Below are 20,825 nucleotides of genomic sequence, written 5' to 3' on the forward strand. Positions count from 1 at the left end.
TATTACCAGCACTGTATTGGATTAGATTAAGAAATCATCCATAGAACGGCCTTTATTGACTTCGTTCTTAAATACCGTTGGCATACGACCTTGACCAGTCCACTGGATCACTTCGCCGTTAACTTCAATTTGGTATTTTGCTGGACGTGGAGCGCGTTTTTTACCTGCAGCTTTAACTGCTACGCCACCTAAGTCGTCGATTGATAAACCAACTGCTTCCATTTGTTGGCGGATTTCTTCGATTTTGGCATTACGCGCAGCAATAGCTTGCTGTTCTTCTGCCTCCATTGACTCACGCTCAACTAAAATTTTATCTAGCTTAGCCGCTAAATCACGCAGTTCTTCTACGCTGAGATCTTTTACCGCAGCTTTAAAACGACGACCGTGAGTTAATATCTCTAAAAATTCGCTCATATCTATTTTCGTCCCACTCTATTTTTATTACAGGATAATGGTGAACAACAGCTAAATGATAGAAACTAATATTGTTCGAATCAAATAAAATTATGCAATAAACAGAAATTAAATATTATTTAATTTTTGAACTTTTTTAATATGACAGATAAGTGTTCAAAAATGTGGCCAATACCACAGTCTTAAAAAATGCAAACAGGCGTTTGACTTTGGTTGACGTTAACGTTAACAGGACGTAAAGTGGCTCTATCCTGCATTGGTGATTACCAATGTTTTGTCCATGTACATGAAAGTGTAGGAAGGAAACCCTATGAAAGTATTGGTGCCTGTTAAGCGCGTAGTTGATGCCAATGTGAAGGTCAGGGTAAAAGCTGACAACACCAGCGTTGATACCGCAAACCTCAAAATGGCGTTGAACCCTTTTTGTGAAATTGCAGTAGAAGAAGCGGTTCGTTTGAAAGAAGCGGGCAGTGCTACTGAAGTAGTGGTCGTCAGTATCGGCAATAAAGCCGTTCAAGAACAATTACGTACCGCGTTAGCATTAGGTGCTGACCGTGCGATTCACATTGATACTGAAGAAGAGTTAGCGCCAGTATCAATTGCCAAATTACTTAAGGCAGTACAAGAAAAAGAACAAGCACAATTAGTGCTGTTTGGTAAGCAATCTATCGATGGTGATAATAACCAAACAGGTCAAATGTTTGCGGCATTAACAGATATGCCGCAAGCCACCTTTGCCTCGGAAATCAAAGTGGAAGGCAATTCAGTGCAAGTGGCACGTGAGATCGATGGTGGTATGCAAACCCTGAGTCTGCCATTGCCAGCTGTGGTCACTGCCGATTTACGTTTAAATGAGCCTCGTTACGCTTCATTACCTAACATCATGAAAGCTAAACGTAAGCCATTAGATGTGCTCACTGTTGCGGATTTAGGTGTGACGTTAAAAGCCCATCAAACTGTGGTGAAGGTGACGCCGCCTGCCGAACGTAAAGCGGGTATCATGGTTGCGTCTGTAGCTGAGCTGGTTGAAAAGTTAAAGAATGAAGCGAAGGTGATCTAAATGGCCATTTTAGTATTAGCAGAACACGATAATGCGGCACTGAAACTGGATACCGCAAAGGTTGTCACCGCAGCCCGTGCAATTGGTGATGATGTACATGTATTGGTGGTGGGCCACCAATGTGGCACCGTGGCGCAAGCTGCGCAAGCATTACAAGGCGTTACTCAAGTGTTGGTGGCGGATAACAGCGTCTATGAAGCCCATTTAGCCGAAAACGTGGCTAAATTGCTGGTGGACTTAGCGCCTAGCTACAGCCATATCCTCGCCGCAGCATCGAGCGCTGGTAAAGATACGCTACCACGTGTGGCGGCCTTATTAGACGTTGCACAAATTTCTGAAGTGATAGGCGTGGTGAGCAGCGATACTTTTGTTCGCCCCATTTACGCAGGTAACGCTTTGGCAACAGTACAAAGCCATGACGCGATTAAAGTGATGACAGTTCGTGCCAGTGCCTTCGATGCAGCGGCGCAGGGCAACAGTGTTGCCGTTACCACCTTAGATAAAGTATTTGAAGCCAAAACCCAGTTCGTATCTCAATCTCTGACTGTTTCAGCGCGTCCAGAATTAGGTAATGCAGGCATTATCGTTTCTGGTGGTCGCGGTATGGGCAGCGGTGAAAACTTCGGCATGTTAGAGCAACTGGCTGACAAACTCGGTGCAGCAGTAGGGGCTTCGCGCGCGGCGGTTGACGCAGGTTTTGTGCCTAACGATCTGCAAGTGGGTCAAACCGGTAAGATTGTGGCGCCAAACCTTTACATTGCCGTGGGGATTTCGGGTGCCATCCAGCATTTAGCTGGGATGAAAGATGCTAAGGTGATTGTTGCAATCAACAAAGATCCTGAAGCACCAATCTTCCAAGTGGCCGATTATGGTCTCGAAGCAGACCTGTTTGACGCCGTTCCAGAGTTGATCGCAACTCTAGGTTGATTTTATCCGTGATCTAAGTCAAAGTAAGCGGCTTTGCGGTGGCAACTGCTTAGCCGCTTATGTTTTTATGTGCCTCACGCCCATGCATGGGCGTTCTTAGAAGTAGAGGCGCACCAAATATCAGTAGTGATCAGTAGGGTGATTCCGATGATCGTTCACGAAAGGATTTGGTGCCGAAGTGGTTTGATTTATCACGATCAACTGCTGGGGTTGTGCCGAATAGGTATAACACTGCCATAGTATTTTCTGATACGGATATTAGGAATAGTTACTATGGAGCGCTACTGATAGGACAGGTGATCTTGGGTATCTATTGCCTTTTCCCACCAGTTCAGTCGCCCTCCATTCGTATTTTGACGAAGAAATAATCAATGACTGTAGTTAGTTATGCCGATTCGGCACTTTCTCTGCTGCCGCCTGTGGTCGCAATTGTGTTGGCGATTTTTACTCGCCGAGTTCTCCTTTCCCTCGGTTTAGGTATTGTGATTGGGGTGTTATTGCTCAATCAGTTTTCACCTATGGCCAGTGGTGAGTTTTTAGTTAACAGTGTAAAAGGGCTTTTTTGGTCTGAAGATGGTGTAAATTCTTGGAATTTATACATTCTTGGCTTTTTAATTGTATTAGGGATGATCACGGCATTAATTACCGTCAGTGGTAGTGCGCGGGCATTTGCCGATTGGGCACGCTTGCATATTCGCAATAAACGCGATGCCAAATTACTGACCATGTTCTTGGGCTGTGTTGTCTTTATTGACGATTATTTCAATAGCTTAGTCGTTGGCTCTGTCGCAAGGCCCGTCACCGACCGTTATTATATTTCCCGCGCTAAGTTAGCTTATTTATTAGATTCAACGGCGGCGCCTGTTTGTGTTATTTCGCCAGTATCGAGTTGGGGCGCTTATATTATTGCGCTGATCGGTGGCATATTAACCGCTCACGGTTTTGCCGACTCTGGTCATTTGAGTGTATTTATTCAAATGATCCCTATGAATTTCTACGCTATTTTCTCTTTATTATTATTACTATGTGTTGCATTTATGGGCTTAGATATTGGCCCTATGCGTGAGCATGAGTTAAATGCGCAGCGCGGTAATTTATACGATGAGAATAAAGGATTACCACCGGGAGCGAATGCCGATTTACCTGAAGCCGAAACGGGTAAAATCCTCGGTTTATTCTTACCCATCACTGTGCTGGTATTTGCAACCCTGTATTTTATGATCAATAGCGGTGCTCAAGTATTAGCGAAAGAAGGTATTGAATTTAATATTATTTCCGCTTTTGAAAAAACCGATGTCAGTTCATCACTGTTCTTTGGTGCCTTAATTGGCTTAGCGGTTACGCTGGTGCTAAACCTAGTGCAAGGCGTTGAAAAGTCGATGGTCGTTAAAGGTATCGTGCAGGGGGCTCGCTCTATGCTACCTGCGATTTATATCCTGTTATTTGCTTGGACCATTGCTGGTGTGATTGGCCAGCTTGAAACCGGTAAGTTTATGGCAAGTCTCGCGACGGGGAACATTCCCTTTGCCTTCTTACCTGCGTTGATGTTCGTGTTAGCGGGCCTGACGGCTTTCTCTACGGGAACCAGTTGGGGCACGTTCGGCATTATGTTGCCGATCGCAGCCGATATGGCTATGGGTAGCCACACGGCCATGATGTTACCTATGCTAGCTTCGGTATTGGCGGGCGCAGTATTTGGTGATCACTGTTCACCGATTTCTGATACCACGATTTTGTCGTCAACTGGGGCGAGTTGCCATCATATCGACCACGTAGTCACTCAGCTTCCTTACGCTGTGATTGTGGCGCTGATCAGCATGGTGGGTTATGTCGTGCTTGGTTTCACTGAATCAGTCAATGCGGGGCTACTGACCTGTAGCGTATTGTTTGTGTTGACTATCATTGGCTTGCAAATTAAATCAAAAAGCTTGGCGAAATAAGTCGCCCTTAAGGAGAATGACTACTCAGCTATTCTCAAGGTGAATTTCGCGAGAGTTAAAAAAATCGGCCAGCAAATATGCTGGCCGATTTTTTATCGTTCACTCATCCCCAATTACAGGGCGGTGTTGAGTCCACGGCGGTTGAGTAAACCTTCGGTGGTTGGCTCTTGGCCACGGAAGTTTTTGTAGGCTTCCATTGGTGCGATACTATTGCCCACTTCGCGAATCGTCTTGCGGTATTTCATGCCGATTTCACGGTTCAGGCCACCTTGAGTTTGCACGTAAGCGTAGGCATCTGCCGCTAAAATCTCACTCCACATGTAAGCGTAGTAACTTGCTGAGTAACCACCCGGGAAGGCGTGGGCAAAGTAAGTTGACTTATAACGTGGTGGTACAGCAGTGATATTTAAGCCGTGTTTTTTCAACGCATTGGCTTCGAATGTCGCCACATCTTGCAGTGGAGTATCAGGGCTTAATGAGTGCCATTCCATGTCGACGAGCGCCGCAGCCATATACTCTAAGGTATCAAAGCCTTGGTTAAAGCTGCCGGATTTAAGCAGTTTTTGCAGTAAATCATCGGGAATAGGCTTACCAGTTTCGTAGTGTTTGGCGTAGTTGGCTAACACTTTAGGATGGGCCGCCCAATCTTCTTCGAAGGTTGATGGGAATTCCACAAAGTCACGGGAAACCGAGGTGCCCGCCAAGCTTGGGTAAGTCACCTTAGAGAACATACCGTGGGTACCATGGCCCATTTCGTGGAACATAGTCGTGACTTCATTGTAGCTGACGAAGGTCGGTTGGCCTTCAGGCGCCTTCTTGATGTTCATCACGTTAACCACGACAGGCTTAGTGCCTTCGAGGAAGGATTGACCCACGAACGAGCTCATCCATGCACCACCACGTTTACCTTCACGGGCAAAGTAGTCAGCATAGAAAATCGCCATGCTTGAACCATCGGCATCAAACATTTCGTAGGCTTTCACATCTGGGTGATATACAGGTAAATCTGGACGTGGCTTTAAGGTTACGCCGTAGAGCTCTTTGAGCGTATAGAACACGCCGTCTTCGAGTACGCGGTTAAACTCGAAGTAAGGGCGAATGCTATTGGCATCGAGGGCATATTTCTCTTGGCGAACCTTCTCGGCGTAGAATTCCCAGTCCCATGGCGCGAGTTCAAACTTGCCGCCAGTCTTGTCGATCATCGCTTGGATATCGGCCGCTTCTTTTTCTGTATTGGCTACGACGGCAGGCACCATAGAACCAAACATGCTGTATACCGCTTCAGGCGTTTTTGCCATTTGTGGCGCGAGGCGGTAGCTGGCCCAGTTTTCATAACCTAAGAGGGCGGCACGCTCGGCACGTAATTGCGCTAAGCGAGACACTAAAGATGCGGTTTCGTTTTCACCCGTTAAGCCACGGTTTGCCGAGGCTTCCCAAATGCGCTGGCGCAGTTCACGGTTCTCTAGAGAGGCGAGTACGGGCTGGCGAGTGGTGTTGGTGATGTTGATTAAGTACTTACCTTCGTGGCCCGCGGCCTTGGCATCGTTTGCGGCCGAGGTGATTTCGCTGTCAGTCAGGCCCGCCAGTTGCTCTTTGCTATCGACAACGATGGCGATTTCCTTGGTTAAGCGCAGTAAACGTTGTGAGAACTCGTTGGTCAGCGTCGATTGCTCTTCGTTCAGGGCACGGATCTTCACTTTCTGCTCATCGGTCAGCTTAGCGCCGGCCATGATAAAGCGTTGGTGATACACCTCAACCAAACGAACCGCTTCAGGCGTTAAGCCTAAGTTATTGCGGTCGTTATAAATGGCTTCAATACGGGCAAATAGCGCGGGATTGAGGTTGATGTTATCCGAGTGGGCCGCCATTTTAGGGGCCATTTCACCTTGGATTTTACGCAATGCGGGATTGCTGTTTGAACCCGCAAGGTTGTAAAACACGCTCGATGCACGGGTCAGCAGGGCACCGCTTTTTTCCATGGCGACAATGGTGTTGTCGAAGGTCGGGGCGGCAGGGTTGTTGGCAATGGCCAAAATCTCCTGGTAATGCTCTTTAATGCCTTGCTCTAATGCGGGCTGAAAATGCTCGTCTTTAATGACACTGAAATCAGGCGCTTGGTATTGCAGTGTGCTGGCTTGGAACAGAGGATTTTGGGTTTGAACTGCGGTCACATTGCTCGCTTTAGTATCTTGAGTGCTGCAGCCTGCGAGTGCGCCAGTCATTAGTGTGGCGCCAATGGCGATGGCAATAAAACTTTTACGCATAGTTGAGTGATTTCCTTAGAATTGTAGTTTTTTGTGACTCTAGCGTTACTAACTTAAATAGGACTGAAAACCTATAGGGTGAAGTTGTAAGTAAAAGTAAACAAAAAAGCGCCCTACAACCGTAGGGCGCTTGAACTATTTTCTTGCAGGGAAAATAGCGGGACGACTAGCTATTTACGGGTAAAGTTATGGTATTTGTCGATACCAGAGCTGCTACCTGTGTTGTGACACACGGCGCAGGATTCACCCGTAGGTTGTTTGAACCAATCACCAGTGGCTGGCACGCTGATCTCACCACCGTTGCTCACCATGTGGGCTTTCACTGCATCGTCAGTATGGCAGGCATAACAGTTAGCTGTGACAGGGCTAGTCATCTTGCTGCCGGGTTCAAGAATGTATTGATTTGGCACTTTGTTTAAGTCAATCGCGGTTTCGTGACAGGCAACACAGCTTGTGACTGGGTTGATCGCGCCTGCGCCGTTAGCTGTGTTGGCTTGAGTGCCATCGGCCTTCATTTCTCCGACGTTAGCACCATTACCCCAGTGCCAACTGTGGATCATAGGACCAAAACCTGCACCGAGCGTGGCCGATGTCCGCGCCATACCGTTATCGTGACAGGCAATACAACCGTTTCCGCCTTGATCGAATGCCCCGTTTTTATGGAAGGCGGTGGCATCGTTATGGCAAGTGGTACAGCTGTTATCGCTGATCACTGTGCGACGTTCAAAGCCTGATACTTTTGTGGTGGTCACTGGATCCACAACATCTGAGTAGGCAGTGAAAGAGACACCCATAGAACCGTCATAACCGTTGGCTCTAAGGTTACCATTGCTTTGGTAACGTTGGTTACCGTCGTATTCCATCCAACCTGCGGTGCTGAAGGTGACACGTGCAGAGTAAGCATAGTTAGCGTTTACTGGGTTGATATTAGTCAGTAGGTGACAAATATTCTTAGTACCATCGGCATTGTAGCCATAGTAGTACTTGGTACGGTCACCTGGACGACCCACTAAGGTGTTGTTGTCATAGGCATGTAGATAAGCGCCTGCGTAGACAATCGGCTTCTTGGCATCAAATACCAGAGGGTCTGAGTAGTTGAAGTTATCTTTAATGCTAAAGATATTACCGTCGGTGTCTTTGACTGTGATGGTAGTACACCAACCGGGTTCAACTTTGGCAACGCTTGAGCCATCGGGCGCATAGTGATCCGTTAAGGTTGAAATGTCATCCACTTTGATTGGCGTTGAGAGTGTCACTTTGTACTTAGCGCGGATAGCTTGACGCTCGGTAATACCTTCTTTGCCTTCATGCATTGGCCGTACATCGGCACCGTTACTTGGCACAATCGCGCCAGGTACGCCGCCCGTGTTATGGCAGTCGATACAGCCTGGGCCTGAAACGCTGATATTGGTCGGTGCTTCAACGTGGCAGGAGCTACAGTTCATCACGCTGAAATCCTTAGTGAATTTCTGGTGATTAATGTGGCCAATCTTAGATAGTGTATTGGTTGCATAGCCGCCGATTGAGAAGCCTTCGGCATTTTTCGCGCCGCGGCTCACGGAGCCGTGACAGACTAAACAGCCTTCGACGAAGGTGACTTCGCTGTCCATGCCAGTTGCGACATAGCTTGCGTGGCGACGTGGGCTAGTGGCGTAATCCACGTGGCAGGAATAGCAGCTGTCAGTGGTGGTTGAATGGGTACCTTCGGGTTTATTCACAACCATTGGTGCTGAGCGCGCAATACCGCTTTCGCTGTTACCGCCGACTCTGAGCCAGACAATGCCTTCAGTACTTGCGTTTACACCTTTCATCGGTGCTTTAAAGCTGTAGTGACCATCGCCTAACGAAGTGATCTCTGCGCCTTCGGTTGCCTGAGTCGCTGCGCCACCAATCTGTACATTATCGGCGACATTGTTGATATCGGCTTCGTCACGGTTATTGATAAAGCCTTTGTCTGTTAATGCTGCGACTTTAGCTTCAGCATTTAACAGTCCGTTGACTAAGTTGCCATTTTCGTCGGTGACTTCAAATTCATAGGTAATACTACCTTCGCCAAAGCTGTAGCCCAGTACTTTAACATTGGTCACCGTTGAACTTGTAACTGGTGGTGGAGTCCATGGGTCTCCGGGTTTACCGGGTTGTCCAGGATCGCCAGGTTGGCCTGGTGCGCCGTCTTTACCATCACTGCCACAGCCTACGAGTGCACCCGTTAAGGCTAATGCTACTAGGTATGCCAGTTTTTTAGATGTGAATATTCTCATCATAATCTCCATTTAATCCAATACGCATTTAAAGGCACGGATTGCAGCACTAAATTTGCAGGGGAGATTAGTGCTTTGAGCCGCTGATTTAATTTGCAAGCGTTCGAATAACTTTTTTTGTTTTTGTGAGTACATTTGTCTCAACCAAATAGTACGGGTATTGAGATGTCTGTTTTTTGAACCAAACCGCATTTGAGCCTATATCTTTGGAGGTAGATCTCAATTTTAAATATTTGTTAATGTGCGTTTCCTTATGTAAAACAATATTTAAGTTTAAATTAAGCTTATTGTAACAATTACCATTTTACTCGCGGGTCTCCATTCGCCTTTTACCGTTTGGACGGAAATACGAACAATCAATCGAAGCGTCGAAGGGGAGGGATAGTTGTTAAAATGCACATTCGTGAAATCGAGTATGGATTTCAGTAGAAAAGCTGAGATTGGCCTAGTGTGTTAGCGCACGGCGCAATGGTAAACTAGGCGCCATAAGCTCTGGTTACACAGAAATGATAAATTCAGTTTAAAAAAGGGATTCGTTTTGGCGCAATTGTATTTTTACTATTCAGCAATGAATGCAGGTAAATCCACCTCTCTATTACAATCTTCCTATAACTACCGCGAGCGCGGCATGAATACCTTAGTGATGACGGCCTCTATCGATGACAGATACGGTAAAGGCAAGGTGGCATCGCGCATTGGTATTGAAACCGATGCGCAGGTATTTAGCAGCCATGACAATCTGTTAGACATGATCACCACAGCCCACCAACAGAATCACTTGAGTTGTGTGCTGGTGGACGAGTGTCAATTCTTAAGTAAAGAGCAAGTCAAACAACTGACTTATGTTGTTGATAAAATTGATATCCCTGTTTTGTGCTATGGTTTACGTACCGACTTTCAAGGCGAACTTTTCAGTGGCAGTCATTATTTATTGGCTTGGGCCGATAAATTAATCGAACTGAAAACCATTTGTCACTGTGGGCGCAAGGCCAATATGGTCGTGCGCCTCGATGGCGAAGGGAAAGTGATGCGTGAAGGTGAGCAGGTTGCTATCGGCGGTAATGAAAGTTACGAATCGGTTTGCCGTAAGCATTTTCGTGAGTTTATTTGGGATTAACCTGACTTCTTTAAAGGGTTAGCACTGAAGAGAAAACCTAAGTATTTTTGTGCTAACCACTTTGAGGCATGCTACCAACTCATTAAAATACGGTGAGATCTAACAAGAGCTGCGATGATCCTGTGCTGTTAGATCTTGCTCAATGAAGGCAAAGGAATGTATTTGCAGACTCATGCACCGTGGACGAATTTAAGTGTGAGTTTTGCCCTGGTACTAGATGTGTTGAGCATAGGTTGGGAACATTCCCACGTAGAAAGGATTTGTTAAGTGATTTCTGGGAGCCGTTTTGCCTAATTCTACGCAAGAAATGCAATTCGAAAATTATCGTCCTCGTCCGCCACAACCCGAGCCGAAGGCTAAGCGTCAGCGCAAGCCGAGAGCTAAGGGTCGTGTCTGGTTCCTATTTTTTATTCTGATTATCTGTGTAGCGATATTGATTGGACAGGAGGTAAAAACCTCTTATTTCCAGTCTAAGTATGTTCATCAATATGCTAAGACCTTGACCTATGAGCTGAAAAATCAGCCCACAGAGTCGATTATCTATCCAAGCTACGGCCCCTTCGATGAGCGTCACGGCTACAGTAAGCTGCCGCAGTATATCGATAGATTGTTGCAACGTAACTTCCAGGTGACGCAGCAAGTCGAGTTTTCCCCCGCGCTGCAGGAATACGCCCAGATGGGATTTTTCCCACCGTATCATGAGAAGGCGCAATCGGGTTTAACACTGCTGGATTGTCGTAATACCGATCTGTACGAATTTACCTATCCCAAACGTGTGTACCAAGATGACGATAGAATCCCCAATGAAATCGTTAACACCCTGCTATTTATTGAAAACCGCGAGCTGTGGACTACGGAGCCAAAACTTAACCCTGTAATCGACTGGCCAAGGTTTATTGTGGCAGGGATGAGCCAAATTGCTGAAATGATGGGGATGAATGTGTCTACCGCAGGGGGCAGTACACTCGCGACTCAAATTGAGAAATTCCGCCATTCCTCCCAAGGCTTAACGCTAAGCATCAAAGATAAACTGCTGCAAATTGGTTCGGCTACAGTACGGGTCTATCAACAGGGGGAAATGACCGAGCCCGCCCGTAAGCGTATTATTCAAGATTATTTAAACACTGTGCCTTTATCGTCTGCGCCTAATCATGGCGAGGTCCATGGTATTGGTGATGGTCTATGGGCTTGGTTTGGTACGGATTTCGATACGGCAAATAAACTGTTAACCTCACCTCAAGTCAAAGCCAATGCCGCTAAGCGTGGCCAAGTGTTTCGCCAAGTGGTGGCGTTGATGATTGCCCAGCGTCGTCCTTCGTATTACCTGTTGCAGGGGCATGAGGATTTAGAAAATCTGGTCGACAGTCACATCCGATTGCTCGGTCAGTATTATCTGATTGACCGCCAACTTAGGGATGCCGCGCTTGCTCAAAGATTGCAGTTTAAGGTGGCTAAACCTCAGCGCAATACACAGCCGGGTTCAGACAAGGGCGTCAACACTATCCGTATTCGCACTGCGGGCATGTTAAATGTCGGTCTGTATGATTTGGACCGCCTCGATTTAACGGTCAATAGCAGTCTACACAGCGACTTACAACAACAGGTGAGCCATTACTTACGCAGTCTTGGGCAGGTCGCAATGGCCGAGAAAGTCGGTCTCTTAGGCGAGCGATTACTCGAGCCAAGCCAACTGCAAAACGTGCTCTACAGCTTTACCCTCTATGAAAAAACCGAAACGGCTAACCGCGTGCGGGTACAAACCGACAGTACCGACCAACCTTTCGATATTAATGAAGGCAGTAAGCTAGAGCTTGGCTCAACGGCAAAACTGAGGGTACTGGCAACTTACCTTGAGATCATTGCCGAAATTCACGACAAATACTCGAAGAAACACGGTATTGAGTTGGAGTCGATTGAGATTGAACCTCGCGATCATCTCACGCGCTGGGCGATTGATTACTTGATTGTGAATCCGGATAGACGCCTCGACCGTATGCTGGATGCGGCGCTGCAACGTGAATACTCTGCATCGCCCAATGAGCAATTCTTTACGGGTGGCGGCTTGCATGTATTTAATAACTTTAAAAAATCAGAAGATTTTAAAGTGCCAACCATGTATGAGGCGCTGCAAAACTCCATCAACTTACCCTTCGTACGTTTGATGCGTGACATAGTCAACTACAGCAGCAGTATGCAAAACGAAGGCAATATGGCGCGTCTGCTACGCAACGATAAGGATCCACGCCGCGAGGAGTATTTGCGGGTGTTTGCTGACCGCGAAGGCAATACCTTCGTCAATAAGTTCTACCGTAAATATAAGAAAGTGGCGCCTAATGAGCGTTTAGCGCTGTTCTTCGATGGCCAAACCCAAGCGGAGCAGCAACTCACCGCGGCTTACCGTTACTTACAGCCCTATGAGTCTATCGCCTCCTTTAAGGCCTTCTTGCTGCAGCGTTTGCCGCAAAACAATTACACCGATAAGCGGATTAAAGAGCTCTATAACAAATACGGCCCTGAAAAATATAATCTGCCCGATCAAGGTTATATCGCGCGGGTGCATCCGCTTGAGCTATGGGTGCTCGATTATTTGAATCAACATCCCGAGGCTAACCTTAACGATGTGAAGGAGGCCAGCAAGGATGAGCGTCAGGAAGTATACCGCTGGCTGTTTAGAACGCGGCATAAAAACGCGCGGGATGTGCGAGTACAAGTGATGCTGGAAGTTGAGGCTTTCCTCGACATTCATCAGCGTTGGGCGCGTTTAGGCTATCCATTTGAATCTATGGTGCCTTCTTTAGGCTCGGCTCTCGGCAGTTCGGGGGATAGACCCGCAGCCTTGGCGGAGTTGATGGGGATTATCCAAAACGATGGTTATCGTTTACCAACGGTGCGGATTAATCAGCTGCACTTTGCCGAAGATACACCTTATGAGGTTCTGCTCGAAAACCAAAATACCCAAGGCGAACGTGTGATGCGCCATGAAGTTGCTCAGGCATTAAAAGCGGCGCTGGCGAACGTAGTCCAAAATGGTACCGCACGACGTCTTAAGGGCATTTTTACCGATGACAATGGCGAGATGCTGGCGATTGGCGGTAAAACCGGTACTGGCGATAACCGTATTGTGACTCAGATGCAGCAGGGGCGAAAAGTCGCCACAACGGCGATGAACCGCACAGCCACTTTTGTGTTTTACTTAGGTGATAACTATTTCGGCACCTTAACCGCCTTTGTGCCTGGCAGTAAGTCGGATGATTTTAGTTTTACCTCGGCGCTGCCATTACAAGTGATGAAGGGGATGATGCCAATCCTCGCGCCTTATGTGAAATCCTCGAAGGGCATGTGTGTGCGGGATGAGTAATGACTCACTTAATTTTGCAATATGCTTTTTTGATACATAAGCATCGGAATGCTAGTTTGAGGTTCCTTAGATAAAGCAAACCCCGCAGCCGTGATTCGGTTTGCGGGGTTTTTATTGACATCGACTGGCTTATTCGTCGGCGTTGATATATTGCTTGCGGTCTAAATCATACTTACGCATCTTGTCGTATAAGGTTTTACGGGGCAGTTCGAGTTGCTCCATGGTTTGCTTAATGCTGCCCTTGTTATGGCTTAAGGCTTCTTCAATCAATACCCGCTCAAAAAACTCGACCCGTTGCAGCAGCGACATACTGGTATGCAGACTAGGCGCATTGCCTAAGCTGCCAGCGAAGGCGGCTTCGCCACCGAGTAACACATAGCGCTCTGCCAGATTTCGCAGCTCGCGCACATTACCCGGCCAGTCGTGGGAGGTGAGAATGGCGTTTTGCTCGGCATTGAGAGCAATCAACGCTTTGTGGTAACGCGCCGAGGCCATACGGGCAAAGTGTAAGAATAATAAAGGAATATCTTCGCGGCGGTCCCTGAGTGGTGGAATCGGCACAGTCACCAGATTTAAGCGATAGAGCAAGTCTTGACGAAACTCTCCAGTATCGCACAGGGACTTTAAATCCACCTTAGTGGCGGCTATCACCCGAATATCCAAATGAATGCTTTTATTGGAGCCTAGGCGTTCGACCTTGCGATCTTCGAGCACCCGCAGCAGTTTGACTTGTAACGACAGCGGCGTGCTTTCGATTTCATCTAAAAACAGTGTACCGCCATTGGCGTACTCAAACTTACCGATACGCAGTTTATCGACACCGGTAAAAGCACCCGCTTCGGCGCCGAATAGCTCGCTCTCAATCAGGTTTTCGGGAATAGCGCCGCAGTTAATGGCGACAAAGTTGGCCTGATTACGACTGCTGTGGTCATGCAGATAGCGGGCGACTAATTCTTTACCCGTACCGGTTTCACCTTCGATAAGCACATCGGCGGGGGTGTCAATCACTTGGTCTATGATGTGGCGCATGCGCAAAATGCCGACACTGTGGCCTAATATTCTCGGCCCTGGCACGTTATGGCTTTCTAACTCTTTCTTTAATTTACGGTTCTCTAGGGTGAGGCTGCGTTTATCTAAGGCGCGTTTCACCACATCTAGCATGTGTTCGTTGTTAAAGGGTTTTTCGAGAAAATCGTAGGCCCCTTGTTTTAAGGCATTGACCGCCATGGCGATATCGCCAAAACCAGTGAGCAGCACGACGGGTAAATCGGGGTCCTGTTGACGAATTTGCTGCATCAGGCTGATGCCATCCAGTTGCGGCATATTCACATCGGAAATCACCACGCCAGCCCAGTCCCTGTCGAGTAATTTGGCTATTCCTTTGGGATCTGTAGTGGCGAACGCTTTAATCCCTTCCAGCTCAAACAGTTGGACTAGCACTGTGCCTATATGGGGCTCATCGTCGATGATCAGTACGCTATAGTCTTGAATTGAATTGGGCAGACTCATGATGACTGACGTTCCTCGGCTAAATAAATCGGTAAAATAATATGGAAAATCGCGCCGCCGTCCTCGGCATTGGCAACATTTATTTGCCCTTGCATAGACTCGATAATGCGCTGGGAAATGGATAGCCCGAGTCCAAGGCCTGTTCGCTCGCTGGTGGTGAAATAGGGCTCAAAAATCTTCTCCATTTGGCTCTCGCGTACCCCAGGGCCAGAGTCCTGAATACTGATACAGAACTTGTCTGCACAGTTTACCCTAATACTCAGCGTACGTTTTGAAGATTGCTGCATGGCGACAATCGCGTTGCTCATAATATTCACAAACACTTGCTGCAATCGCACTTTATCGCCCCAAACCTGATATTGGCCTTCGGGTAGCAGAACATCGAGCTCAACCCCTTGTTTATCGATTTCGGGCTGGACTATGGTCAGGGCTTGTTTGATGCAGCCCTTAAGATCGGTGGCGCTGTCAGTGCCTTGGCTCTTACGGGTAAAACTCTTAAATTGACCGACAATATCGGCTAAACGGTCGGTCAGCTCAATAATAATTTTAAGATTATCAGAGGCTTTATCCGGCATGTTGCGGGCGAGGAAGGTTTGGGTATTTTGCGCATAGCTGCGAAGGGCGGCTAAGGGCTGATTCAGTTCATGGTTGATACTGGCGGATAAACTGCCTATTACGGTTAATTTAGCCGCTTGAATAAGCTCATCCTGAGTATCTTTAAGGCGATCATTGGCCTGTTGCAGATCTTGGGTGCGCTCCTCCACCCTTTGCTCTAACAAACTCTGGGCGAGTTGCATACGCTGTAAGTTGCGGCGCCGCTCACTGCTAAATAGAAGACCAAGAGCGAGCAATAAATAGATAGACGCAGATAGCAGCATAAGCGCGGGCATAGATTCGAGCAGAGGTTTCATCGGCGCCAGAATATGCACCCGCCAACCCGCCTTGGTCATCAAATGATGGGTGTCCATATATTGCGCCTGACTGTTACCAGAGCGAATTTGATAGACATGCCCGTTGTTGAGGCCATCTTCTTGATATTGAGGCTTAATGAGTAACTCGCCAATCGGGCGCTCGGCGTAACGCTTTGAGGCATTTAAGGCATATTGTTTGGCCTGGGTCAGCGGTGTGAGTGAGGCTAAACGCCATTCATCGACACTAGAGATAAACACAATATCGTCGGGATCGCTGATGAGGAATTGATATTGTCCCGCCATCGCAATACTAGTGCTTTGCTGCTCGATATCGGCGATATCCACTTTCACAATAATGGCGCCCAAAATGCCTTTCGCGCCTTGCTGATAAATAGGGTAAGAAAAGTAAAAGCCGCGTTTATCCGAACTGGTACCCACCGCGTAGTAACGGCCTAAATTGCCCGAAATCGCGTCGGTGTAATAGGGCCTAAAGGAGTAGTCTTTACCGATAAACGAAAAGCTCTGCTGCCAGTTGCTGGCTGCAATTGCAATGCCGAGGGCGTCGATAAGATAAATATCAGAAGCCTCTGTCACATGCTGAATTTCTTCCAAATACAGGTTAAGTTCTTGCACCTTCTTGGGGTTTTGTTGATCGTTTAAGACATTGGCGAGCATAGGGTTAGTTGAAAGTACATGGGGAATACTCTCGTAGCGCGATAGGGCGCCATCTAAGAAGCTCACCAGCTCTTTGAGTTGTTTTTCTGATTGCTGTTGGATTTCGATTTTTCCCTGATAAAAATGCACCCAGTAGGTTAATTTTAAGATGGCAAATAAGCCCGCAAGTAACACTATGGTCATTAAGAGACGTTGTTTGGCCTTGGGCGTCATAGGCAACATAGCAGGCGATCCTGATCCACACTGAATAAAACAAAGCGAGCCTGAGTAGGCTCGCTTAAAAACTATCTAGAATCAAGGAATAATCCTTATTCCTTGAGATTAATATCCGTTGAGCTTATCCAAAAATTCCGGCAAGAACAGGGAAATCTGTGGCACGTAGGTGATAAGCGCCAAGAAGGCTAACATCAGTGCTAGCCAAGGCAGTACTGATTGGATCACCCAGCCGATGCTGCGGCCAGTGATCCCTGCTGTCACAAAGAGGTTAAGCCCCACCGGCGGCGTCAGCATACCAATCTCCATGTTCACCACCATGATGATACCTAAGTGGATAGGATCGATACCTAACTGAGTCGCAATCGGGAACAAAATCGGCGCCATAATCAACACGATGGCCGATGGCTCCATAAAGTTACCCGCCGCTAATAGCAGTAAGTTTACAATGATCAGGAAGCCCCAAGCGGGTAAGCCCATGCTCACAATGTATTCGGCAATAATATGGGGAATACGCTCAGTGGTGAGTACGTGGGCGAATAACATCGCATTGGCAATGATAAACAGCAACATAATGCTGACCTTTGCCCCGTCACGCACTACATGGCGGATTTCTTTGTCGACTGGGGTTTTAATCAGCCCGAGTACCATATGACCTAAGTTACGGACAATTGCGCTGGGGATGGGCTCGTTAGCGTTACGCCATGCGACATTTTTCAATGGGCCAATATCGCGATAACCAAATACCGCAATGAGATAGGCATACATACATGCCACGGCAGAGGCTTCGGTTGGACTGGCCACACCGCCGTAGATTGAACCTAATACGATAAGGATCAGCGCCAGACCACCTAAGGCTTTGGCACTGGAAATTCCCAGTTGTTTAAAGCCGGGGAAGGGACGTGATGGCAGATTCTTAAAACGAGCGACGATATAAATCACTATCATCAGCAGGAAGCCCATCATCAGACCTGGGATTAAGCCCGCCATAAACATTCTGGCTGCCGAGACTTCCGTTGCTGCCGCATACACTAGCATCACGATAGAAGGTGGGATCAAAATCCCTAAGGTGCCTGAAGTGGTAATTACACCAGCGGCAAATTTTTCGGGGTAGCCCGCTTTCACCATGCCGACAATAACGATAGAGCCAATAGCGGCCACAGTTGCAGGGGAAGAACCTGACACCGCAGCAAACAACATACAGGCCATCACAGAAGCCATGGCTAAACCGCCACGGATATGGCCGATACTGTCCATCGCAAAGTCGATGATCCGCCGCGCCACTCCTCCCGTTGATAGGAAGGCTGAGGACAGAATAAAGAAGGGGATCGCCAGCAGGGTATAGTGCTCTGACGATGACTCATAAAGTTTTAACGCCACAGAGGCGAGGGAATCGTTGGAGAATAATAAAATCGTCAGCATGCTCGAGAAACCTAACGCAATCGCGATAGGCATACCTAAAAACATACAGACGAGTAGGGCAGTAAAGAGGGTCGCAATCGCCATTACTTCGCTTCCTTATTGTCTGTTTCTTGTTGTGCGTGCTGAGCAGCTTCATCAATTAAATGCATGCTTTCTTTCGCTTCATCGGCAAATTGGAATCCAGAGACTTGATTGCGCAGGATGGCGATAAACAGTTCTAAGAAACGCCAAGTCAACATGCTAAAACCAATCAGGAGAATGCTTTGGGATAACCAAATGGGCACAGCGCCGTCTTCGACATCAATCTTTAAAGTGTTCCAAGCAAAGTCGGGATCTAAGCTGTTTAATAGGAACTTAGGAAAGTGAATATCCTCCATCGGTACGCCGATTTGGTACATTTGCGACAGATATTGCCAGCTACCCTTTAAAAAGAGGCCGCAATAAGCTAAGCAAATTAATGCTGTCACTAGGGAAGTGACCTTTTTAGCCTTAGGGGGCAGGTTTTTTACAAACGCATCAACACCGATGTGAGCACCGACTTTCACCCCATAGGACATACCAAAGAGCACAAACCAACCACACAGGGTTAAGGTCAGTTCTTGGATCCATAAAAAACCAGTATTGAAGAAAAACCGCGCCACTACCTCAGTGAACACTAAGAGTGTCATTAAGGTGATCAAGAGGTTAAGCACCCCTTCTTCAAAGTAACCAAAAATTCGCGATATCACAGCTGTACTCCCCTCGCTCAAATACCGCTTAACCTCTTAAGGAGGTTAAGCGGTTTATTTCATTATTGTTTATTTGCAGCAACAGCGGCTTCAATCACATCTTTACCTACTTGGTCTTCAAACTTAGCCCAAACAGGTTTCATTACATCAATCCATTTTTGACGTTCTTCTGGCGTTAAGGTCACCAGTTGTGAACGTTTTGAATCAAGGATTAATTGTTTATCTTCGTTATCTTTTTCAGCGGCGATCTTGTTACCTAAAGCGATAGATTCATCTAGGGCTTCTTTGATCACTTTACGTTTATCCGCTGGTAAGCCTTTCCAGAAGGCCTCAGAGGTCACGACCATGTAGTCCAGTACGCCGTGGTTACTTTCAGTAATATGGCTTTGCACTTCATAGAATTTTTGTGAGTAGGTGTTAGACCAAGTATTTTCTTGACCATCGATGGCACGGGTTTGCAGCAGGGTAAACACTTCAGAAAAAGGCTTCTTCACTGGGATGGCGCCAACCGCATCAAACTGTGCAGCTAATACGTCAGATGCCATCACGCGAAATTTTAAGCCTTTAGCATCGGAAGGCTGTTTGAGTGGTGCGTTAGCAGAAAACTGCTTCATACCATTGTGCAGATAACCTAAACCCACAATGCCTTTGCGACTCATGGAGTTCAGCAATGCTTGGCCGGCTTCGCCTTGTTGGAAACGGTTTACCGCATCCATGTCATTGAACAGGAATGGCAGGTCGAAAACCTGTAAGCGCTTAGTGTAACGTTCAAACTTAGAGAGTGACGGCGCGACAAATTGCACATCGTTTAACAGCAGTGCTGCTAACTCGTTGTTATCCCCAAATAACTGTGAGTTAGGGAATACACTGACCGTATATTCACCGGGTAAACGTTGTTCAACTAATTCTTTAAACTTCAACGCCATTTGACCCTTTGGCGTGTTTTCTGCAACCACGTGGGAGAACTTGATTTCAACGGGCGCCGCAAACACGTTAAAGCTGGTGGCAAACACTGAGGCTAGTGCCAGCATTTTAGCGACGGTTTTTAATGGACGTGTAATACCCATCTGTTGATTCAATGTCATTTTTGAGTTCCTTTTTCTGTTGTTAGGATTTGTCCTCAGCCTTGGTTAGTTTGTTACCAAGTGTGAGTAGGAATACAGCCTTGATTTCCCTGAGGTCTGTCTTAATAAAGGCAAATACCACGCCAACTTACGATGTATTCTGTAAGTGTTTGGTTAATAAAGTGTAGTTCATTTGACGCTTGTCACACTTTTAGTTTTGTGGGTGAGATCTCGCTCACGTTGATTTTTGCTATGGGTGGAAATCCACCCAAATGGTATTTTGTGGCTTAAATATAGCGGCGTGAAGCTTGATGATTAAGTGAGCAAAATAAGTTGCTTTTAGATCAAAAGCGGTTTGAAAAATGACGGTGAAGCAAGGGGAAAGGTAAGAGAGGGCGGATGAAGTATAGTGACTGTTAGCCATGATCTTCACCAATCCGCTTAAGGATTTCATCACTCGGGAGGAGTTCTAAATGTCCGCGCTCATCGAAGTACCAGCCAGTAATAAAGCCTTTTTGGCGCATGCTGACAAGATTTTGCATGACTTCACGGGCTTCCCTTAGCGCGGTTTGTTCATCGCAGGCATGGGTATGCTTAAGGTAAGCTGCAATATTGGTTAGGGATGCAGATTGACTGACGCTGGCCATAGTGCTGATCTCCAAATATGCCTAAGGCAACAATCAGCAACGTTTAATCGGATTGAATACTGGGTAACAGACTCAGTTAAGCAGATGCTGATTAAGATCAAGCATAGTTGAGTTGTGCTGGGGGTAAAGTTTTTGGGGGAATATGGTGGTCGCTACTGGGATCGAACCAGTGACCCCCTCCTTGTAAGGGAGGTGCTCTCCCGGCTGAGCTAAGCGACCCGGGCAAATCAATACTGAAAAATATGGTGGTCGCTACTGGGATCGAACCAGTGACCCCCTCCTTGTAAGGGAGGTGCTCTCCCGGCTGAGCTAAGC

Annotated in this window: 14 protein-coding genes, 1 tRNA gene and 1 riboswitch; of the genes, 5 read left to right on the plus strand and 10 right to left on the minus strand. The window is 47.1% G+C overall.

Annotated features, from left to right (window positions below; all coding sequences use genetic code 11):
* Positions 1-21: 21 nt before the first annotated feature.
* Positions 22-414: an H-NS family nucleoid-associated regulatory protein gene (locus ACK5NH_RS09055; protein WP_011622135.1), complete on the minus strand. Its 393-nt coding sequence runs from the start codon at positions 412-414 to the stop codon at positions 22-24.
* A gap of 310 nt (positions 415-724) precedes the next feature.
* On the opposite strand from ACK5NH_RS09055, the gene ACK5NH_RS09060 reads away from it, so the two are divergent.
* From ACK5NH_RS09060 to ACK5NH_RS09070, 3 genes are all read left to right on the plus strand, one after another.
* Positions 725-1,474 (plus strand): electron transfer flavoprotein subunit beta/FixA family protein, encoded by a 750-nt coding sequence (locus ACK5NH_RS09060; protein WP_416919379.1) that lies wholly within the window; start codon positions 725-727, stop codon positions 1,472-1,474.
* Positions 1,475-2,401, plus strand: a complete 927-nt coding sequence (locus ACK5NH_RS09065; RefSeq protein WP_416919381.1) for an electron transfer flavoprotein subunit alpha/FixB family protein — start codon at positions 1,475-1,477, stop codon at positions 2,399-2,401.
* Between the two features lie 95 nt (positions 2,402-2,496).
* Positions 2,497-2,693, plus strand: a riboswitch (Lysine riboswitch).
* A 79-nt stretch (positions 2,694-2,772) separates the two neighbouring features.
* The gene (locus ACK5NH_RS09070) at positions 2,773-4,341 is read left to right on the plus strand and encodes a Na+/H+ antiporter NhaC family protein (RefSeq protein ID WP_416919383.1); all 1,569 of its coding nucleotides are present in this window, start codon (positions 2,773-2,775) and stop codon (positions 4,339-4,341) included.
* Positions 4,342-4,454: 113 nt separating this feature from the next.
* On the opposite strand, the gene ACK5NH_RS09075 is transcribed toward ACK5NH_RS09070, so the two are convergent.
* Together ACK5NH_RS09075 and ACK5NH_RS09080 are read right to left on the minus strand one after the other, a co-directional pair.
* A complete protein-coding gene (locus ACK5NH_RS09075; protein ID WP_416919385.1) occupies positions 4,455-6,605 on the minus strand; it encodes a M3 family metallopeptidase in 2,151 nt (716 codons plus the stop codon).
* A 170-nt stretch (positions 6,606-6,775) separates the two neighbouring features.
* A complete protein-coding gene (locus tag ACK5NH_RS09080; protein ID WP_416919387.1) occupies positions 6,776-8,866 on the minus strand; it encodes a multiheme c-type cytochrome in 2,091 nt (696 codons plus the stop codon).
* A 538-nt stretch (positions 8,867-9,404) separates the two neighbouring features.
* Here ACK5NH_RS09080 and ACK5NH_RS09085 point away from each other — a divergent pair.
* Both ACK5NH_RS09085 and ACK5NH_RS09090 read left to right on the plus strand, forming a co-directional pair.
* Positions 9,405-9,983, plus strand: coding sequence for a thymidine kinase (locus tag ACK5NH_RS09085; protein ID WP_416919389.1), 579 nt, complete (start codon positions 9,405-9,407; stop codon positions 9,981-9,983).
* Positions 9,984-10,269: 286 nt separating this feature from the next.
* A complete protein-coding gene (locus ACK5NH_RS09090; protein WP_416919391.1) occupies positions 10,270-13,341 on the plus strand; it encodes a transglycosylase domain-containing protein in 3,072 nt (1,023 codons plus the stop codon).
* 129 nt (positions 13,342-13,470) lie between these two features.
* Here the strand turns inward: ACK5NH_RS09090 and ACK5NH_RS09095 are convergent, their stop codons facing one another.
* The 7 genes from ACK5NH_RS09095 to ACK5NH_RS09125 form a co-directional block, all read right to left on the minus strand.
* Positions 13,471-14,850 carry a sigma-54-dependent transcriptional regulator gene (locus ACK5NH_RS09095; RefSeq protein ID WP_011716480.1) on the minus strand — a complete coding sequence of 460 codons (1,380 nt, stop codon included), beginning with the start codon at positions 14,848-14,850 and terminating at the stop codon, positions 13,471-13,473.
* Positions 14,847-16,658 (minus strand): sensor histidine kinase, encoded by a 1,812-nt coding sequence (locus ACK5NH_RS09100; RefSeq protein ID WP_416919394.1) that lies wholly within the window; start codon positions 16,656-16,658, stop codon positions 14,847-14,849. Before ACK5NH_RS09100 ends, ACK5NH_RS09095 begins: the two co-directional genes overlap by 4 nt.
* A 99-nt stretch (positions 16,659-16,757) precedes the next feature.
* Positions 16,758-18,155 (minus strand): TRAP transporter large permease, encoded by a 1,398-nt coding sequence (locus ACK5NH_RS09105; protein ID WP_416919396.1) that lies wholly within the window; start codon positions 18,153-18,155, stop codon positions 16,758-16,760.
* Positions 18,155-18,799 (minus strand): TRAP transporter small permease, encoded by a 645-nt coding sequence (locus tag ACK5NH_RS09110; RefSeq protein ID WP_416919398.1) that lies wholly within the window; start codon positions 18,797-18,799, stop codon positions 18,155-18,157. Before ACK5NH_RS09110 ends, ACK5NH_RS09105 begins: the two co-directional genes overlap by 1 nt.
* 62 nt (positions 18,800-18,861) lie before the next feature.
* Entirely contained in the window at positions 18,862-19,884 is a 1,023-nt protein-coding gene (locus tag ACK5NH_RS09115) for a TRAP transporter substrate-binding protein (protein ID WP_416919400.1), read from the minus strand.
* A gap of 395 nt (positions 19,885-20,279) precedes the next feature.
* On the minus strand, positions 20,280-20,510 hold the full coding sequence (locus tag ACK5NH_RS09120; protein WP_011073026.1) for a hypothetical protein: 231 nt from the start codon (positions 20,508-20,510) through the stop codon (positions 20,280-20,282).
* A 143-nt stretch (positions 20,511-20,653) separates the two neighbouring features.
* Positions 20,654-20,729: transfer RNA gene (locus ACK5NH_RS09125), tRNA-Val, on the minus strand.
* Positions 20,730-20,825: the final 96 nt, after the last annotated feature.

This window comes from Shewanella sp., from assembly GCF_047975355.1.
In the GTDB taxonomy this organism is placed as follows: domain Bacteria; phylum Pseudomonadota; class Gammaproteobacteria; order Enterobacterales; family Shewanellaceae; genus Shewanella.

Bases quoted from the DNA above. Each gene is read 5' to 3' on its own strand.
- ACK5NH_RS09100 (WP_416919394.1), bottom strand. From the start codon at position 16,658: ATGTTGCCTATGACGCCCAAGGCCAAACAACGTCTCTTAATGACCATA.
- ACK5NH_RS09055 (WP_011622135.1), bottom strand. From the start codon at position 414: ATGAGCGAATTTTTAGAGATATTAACTCACGGTCGTCGTTTTAAAGCT.
- ACK5NH_RS09115 (WP_416919400.1), bottom strand. From the start codon at position 19,884: ATGACATTGAATCAACAGATGGGTATTACACGTCCATTAAAAACCGTC.
- ACK5NH_RS09095 (WP_011716480.1), bottom strand. From the start codon at position 14,850: ATGAGTCTGCCCAATTCAATTCAAGACTATAGCGTACTGATCATCGAC.
- ACK5NH_RS09060 (WP_416919379.1), top strand. From the start codon at position 725: ATGAAAGTATTGGTGCCTGTTAAGCGCGTAGTTGATGCCAATGTGAAG.
- ACK5NH_RS09070 (WP_416919383.1), top strand. From the start codon at position 2,773: ATGACTGTAGTTAGTTATGCCGATTCGGCACTTTCTCTGCTGCCGCCT.
- ACK5NH_RS09075 (WP_416919385.1), bottom strand. From the start codon at position 6,605: ATGCGTAAAAGTTTTATTGCCATCGCCATTGGCGCCACACTAATGACT.
- ACK5NH_RS09120 (WP_011073026.1), bottom strand. From the start codon at position 20,510: ATGGCCAGCGTCAGTCAATCTGCATCCCTAACCAATATTGCAGCTTAC.
- ACK5NH_RS09080 (WP_416919387.1), bottom strand. From the start codon at position 8,866: ATGAGAATATTCACATCTAAAAAACTGGCATACCTAGTAGCATTAGCC.
- ACK5NH_RS09105 (WP_416919396.1), bottom strand. From the start codon at position 18,155: ATGGCGATTGCGACCCTCTTTACTGCCCTACTCGTCTGTATGTTTTTA.
- ACK5NH_RS09065 (WP_416919381.1), top strand. From the start codon at position 1,475: ATGGCCATTTTAGTATTAGCAGAACACGATAATGCGGCACTGAAACTG.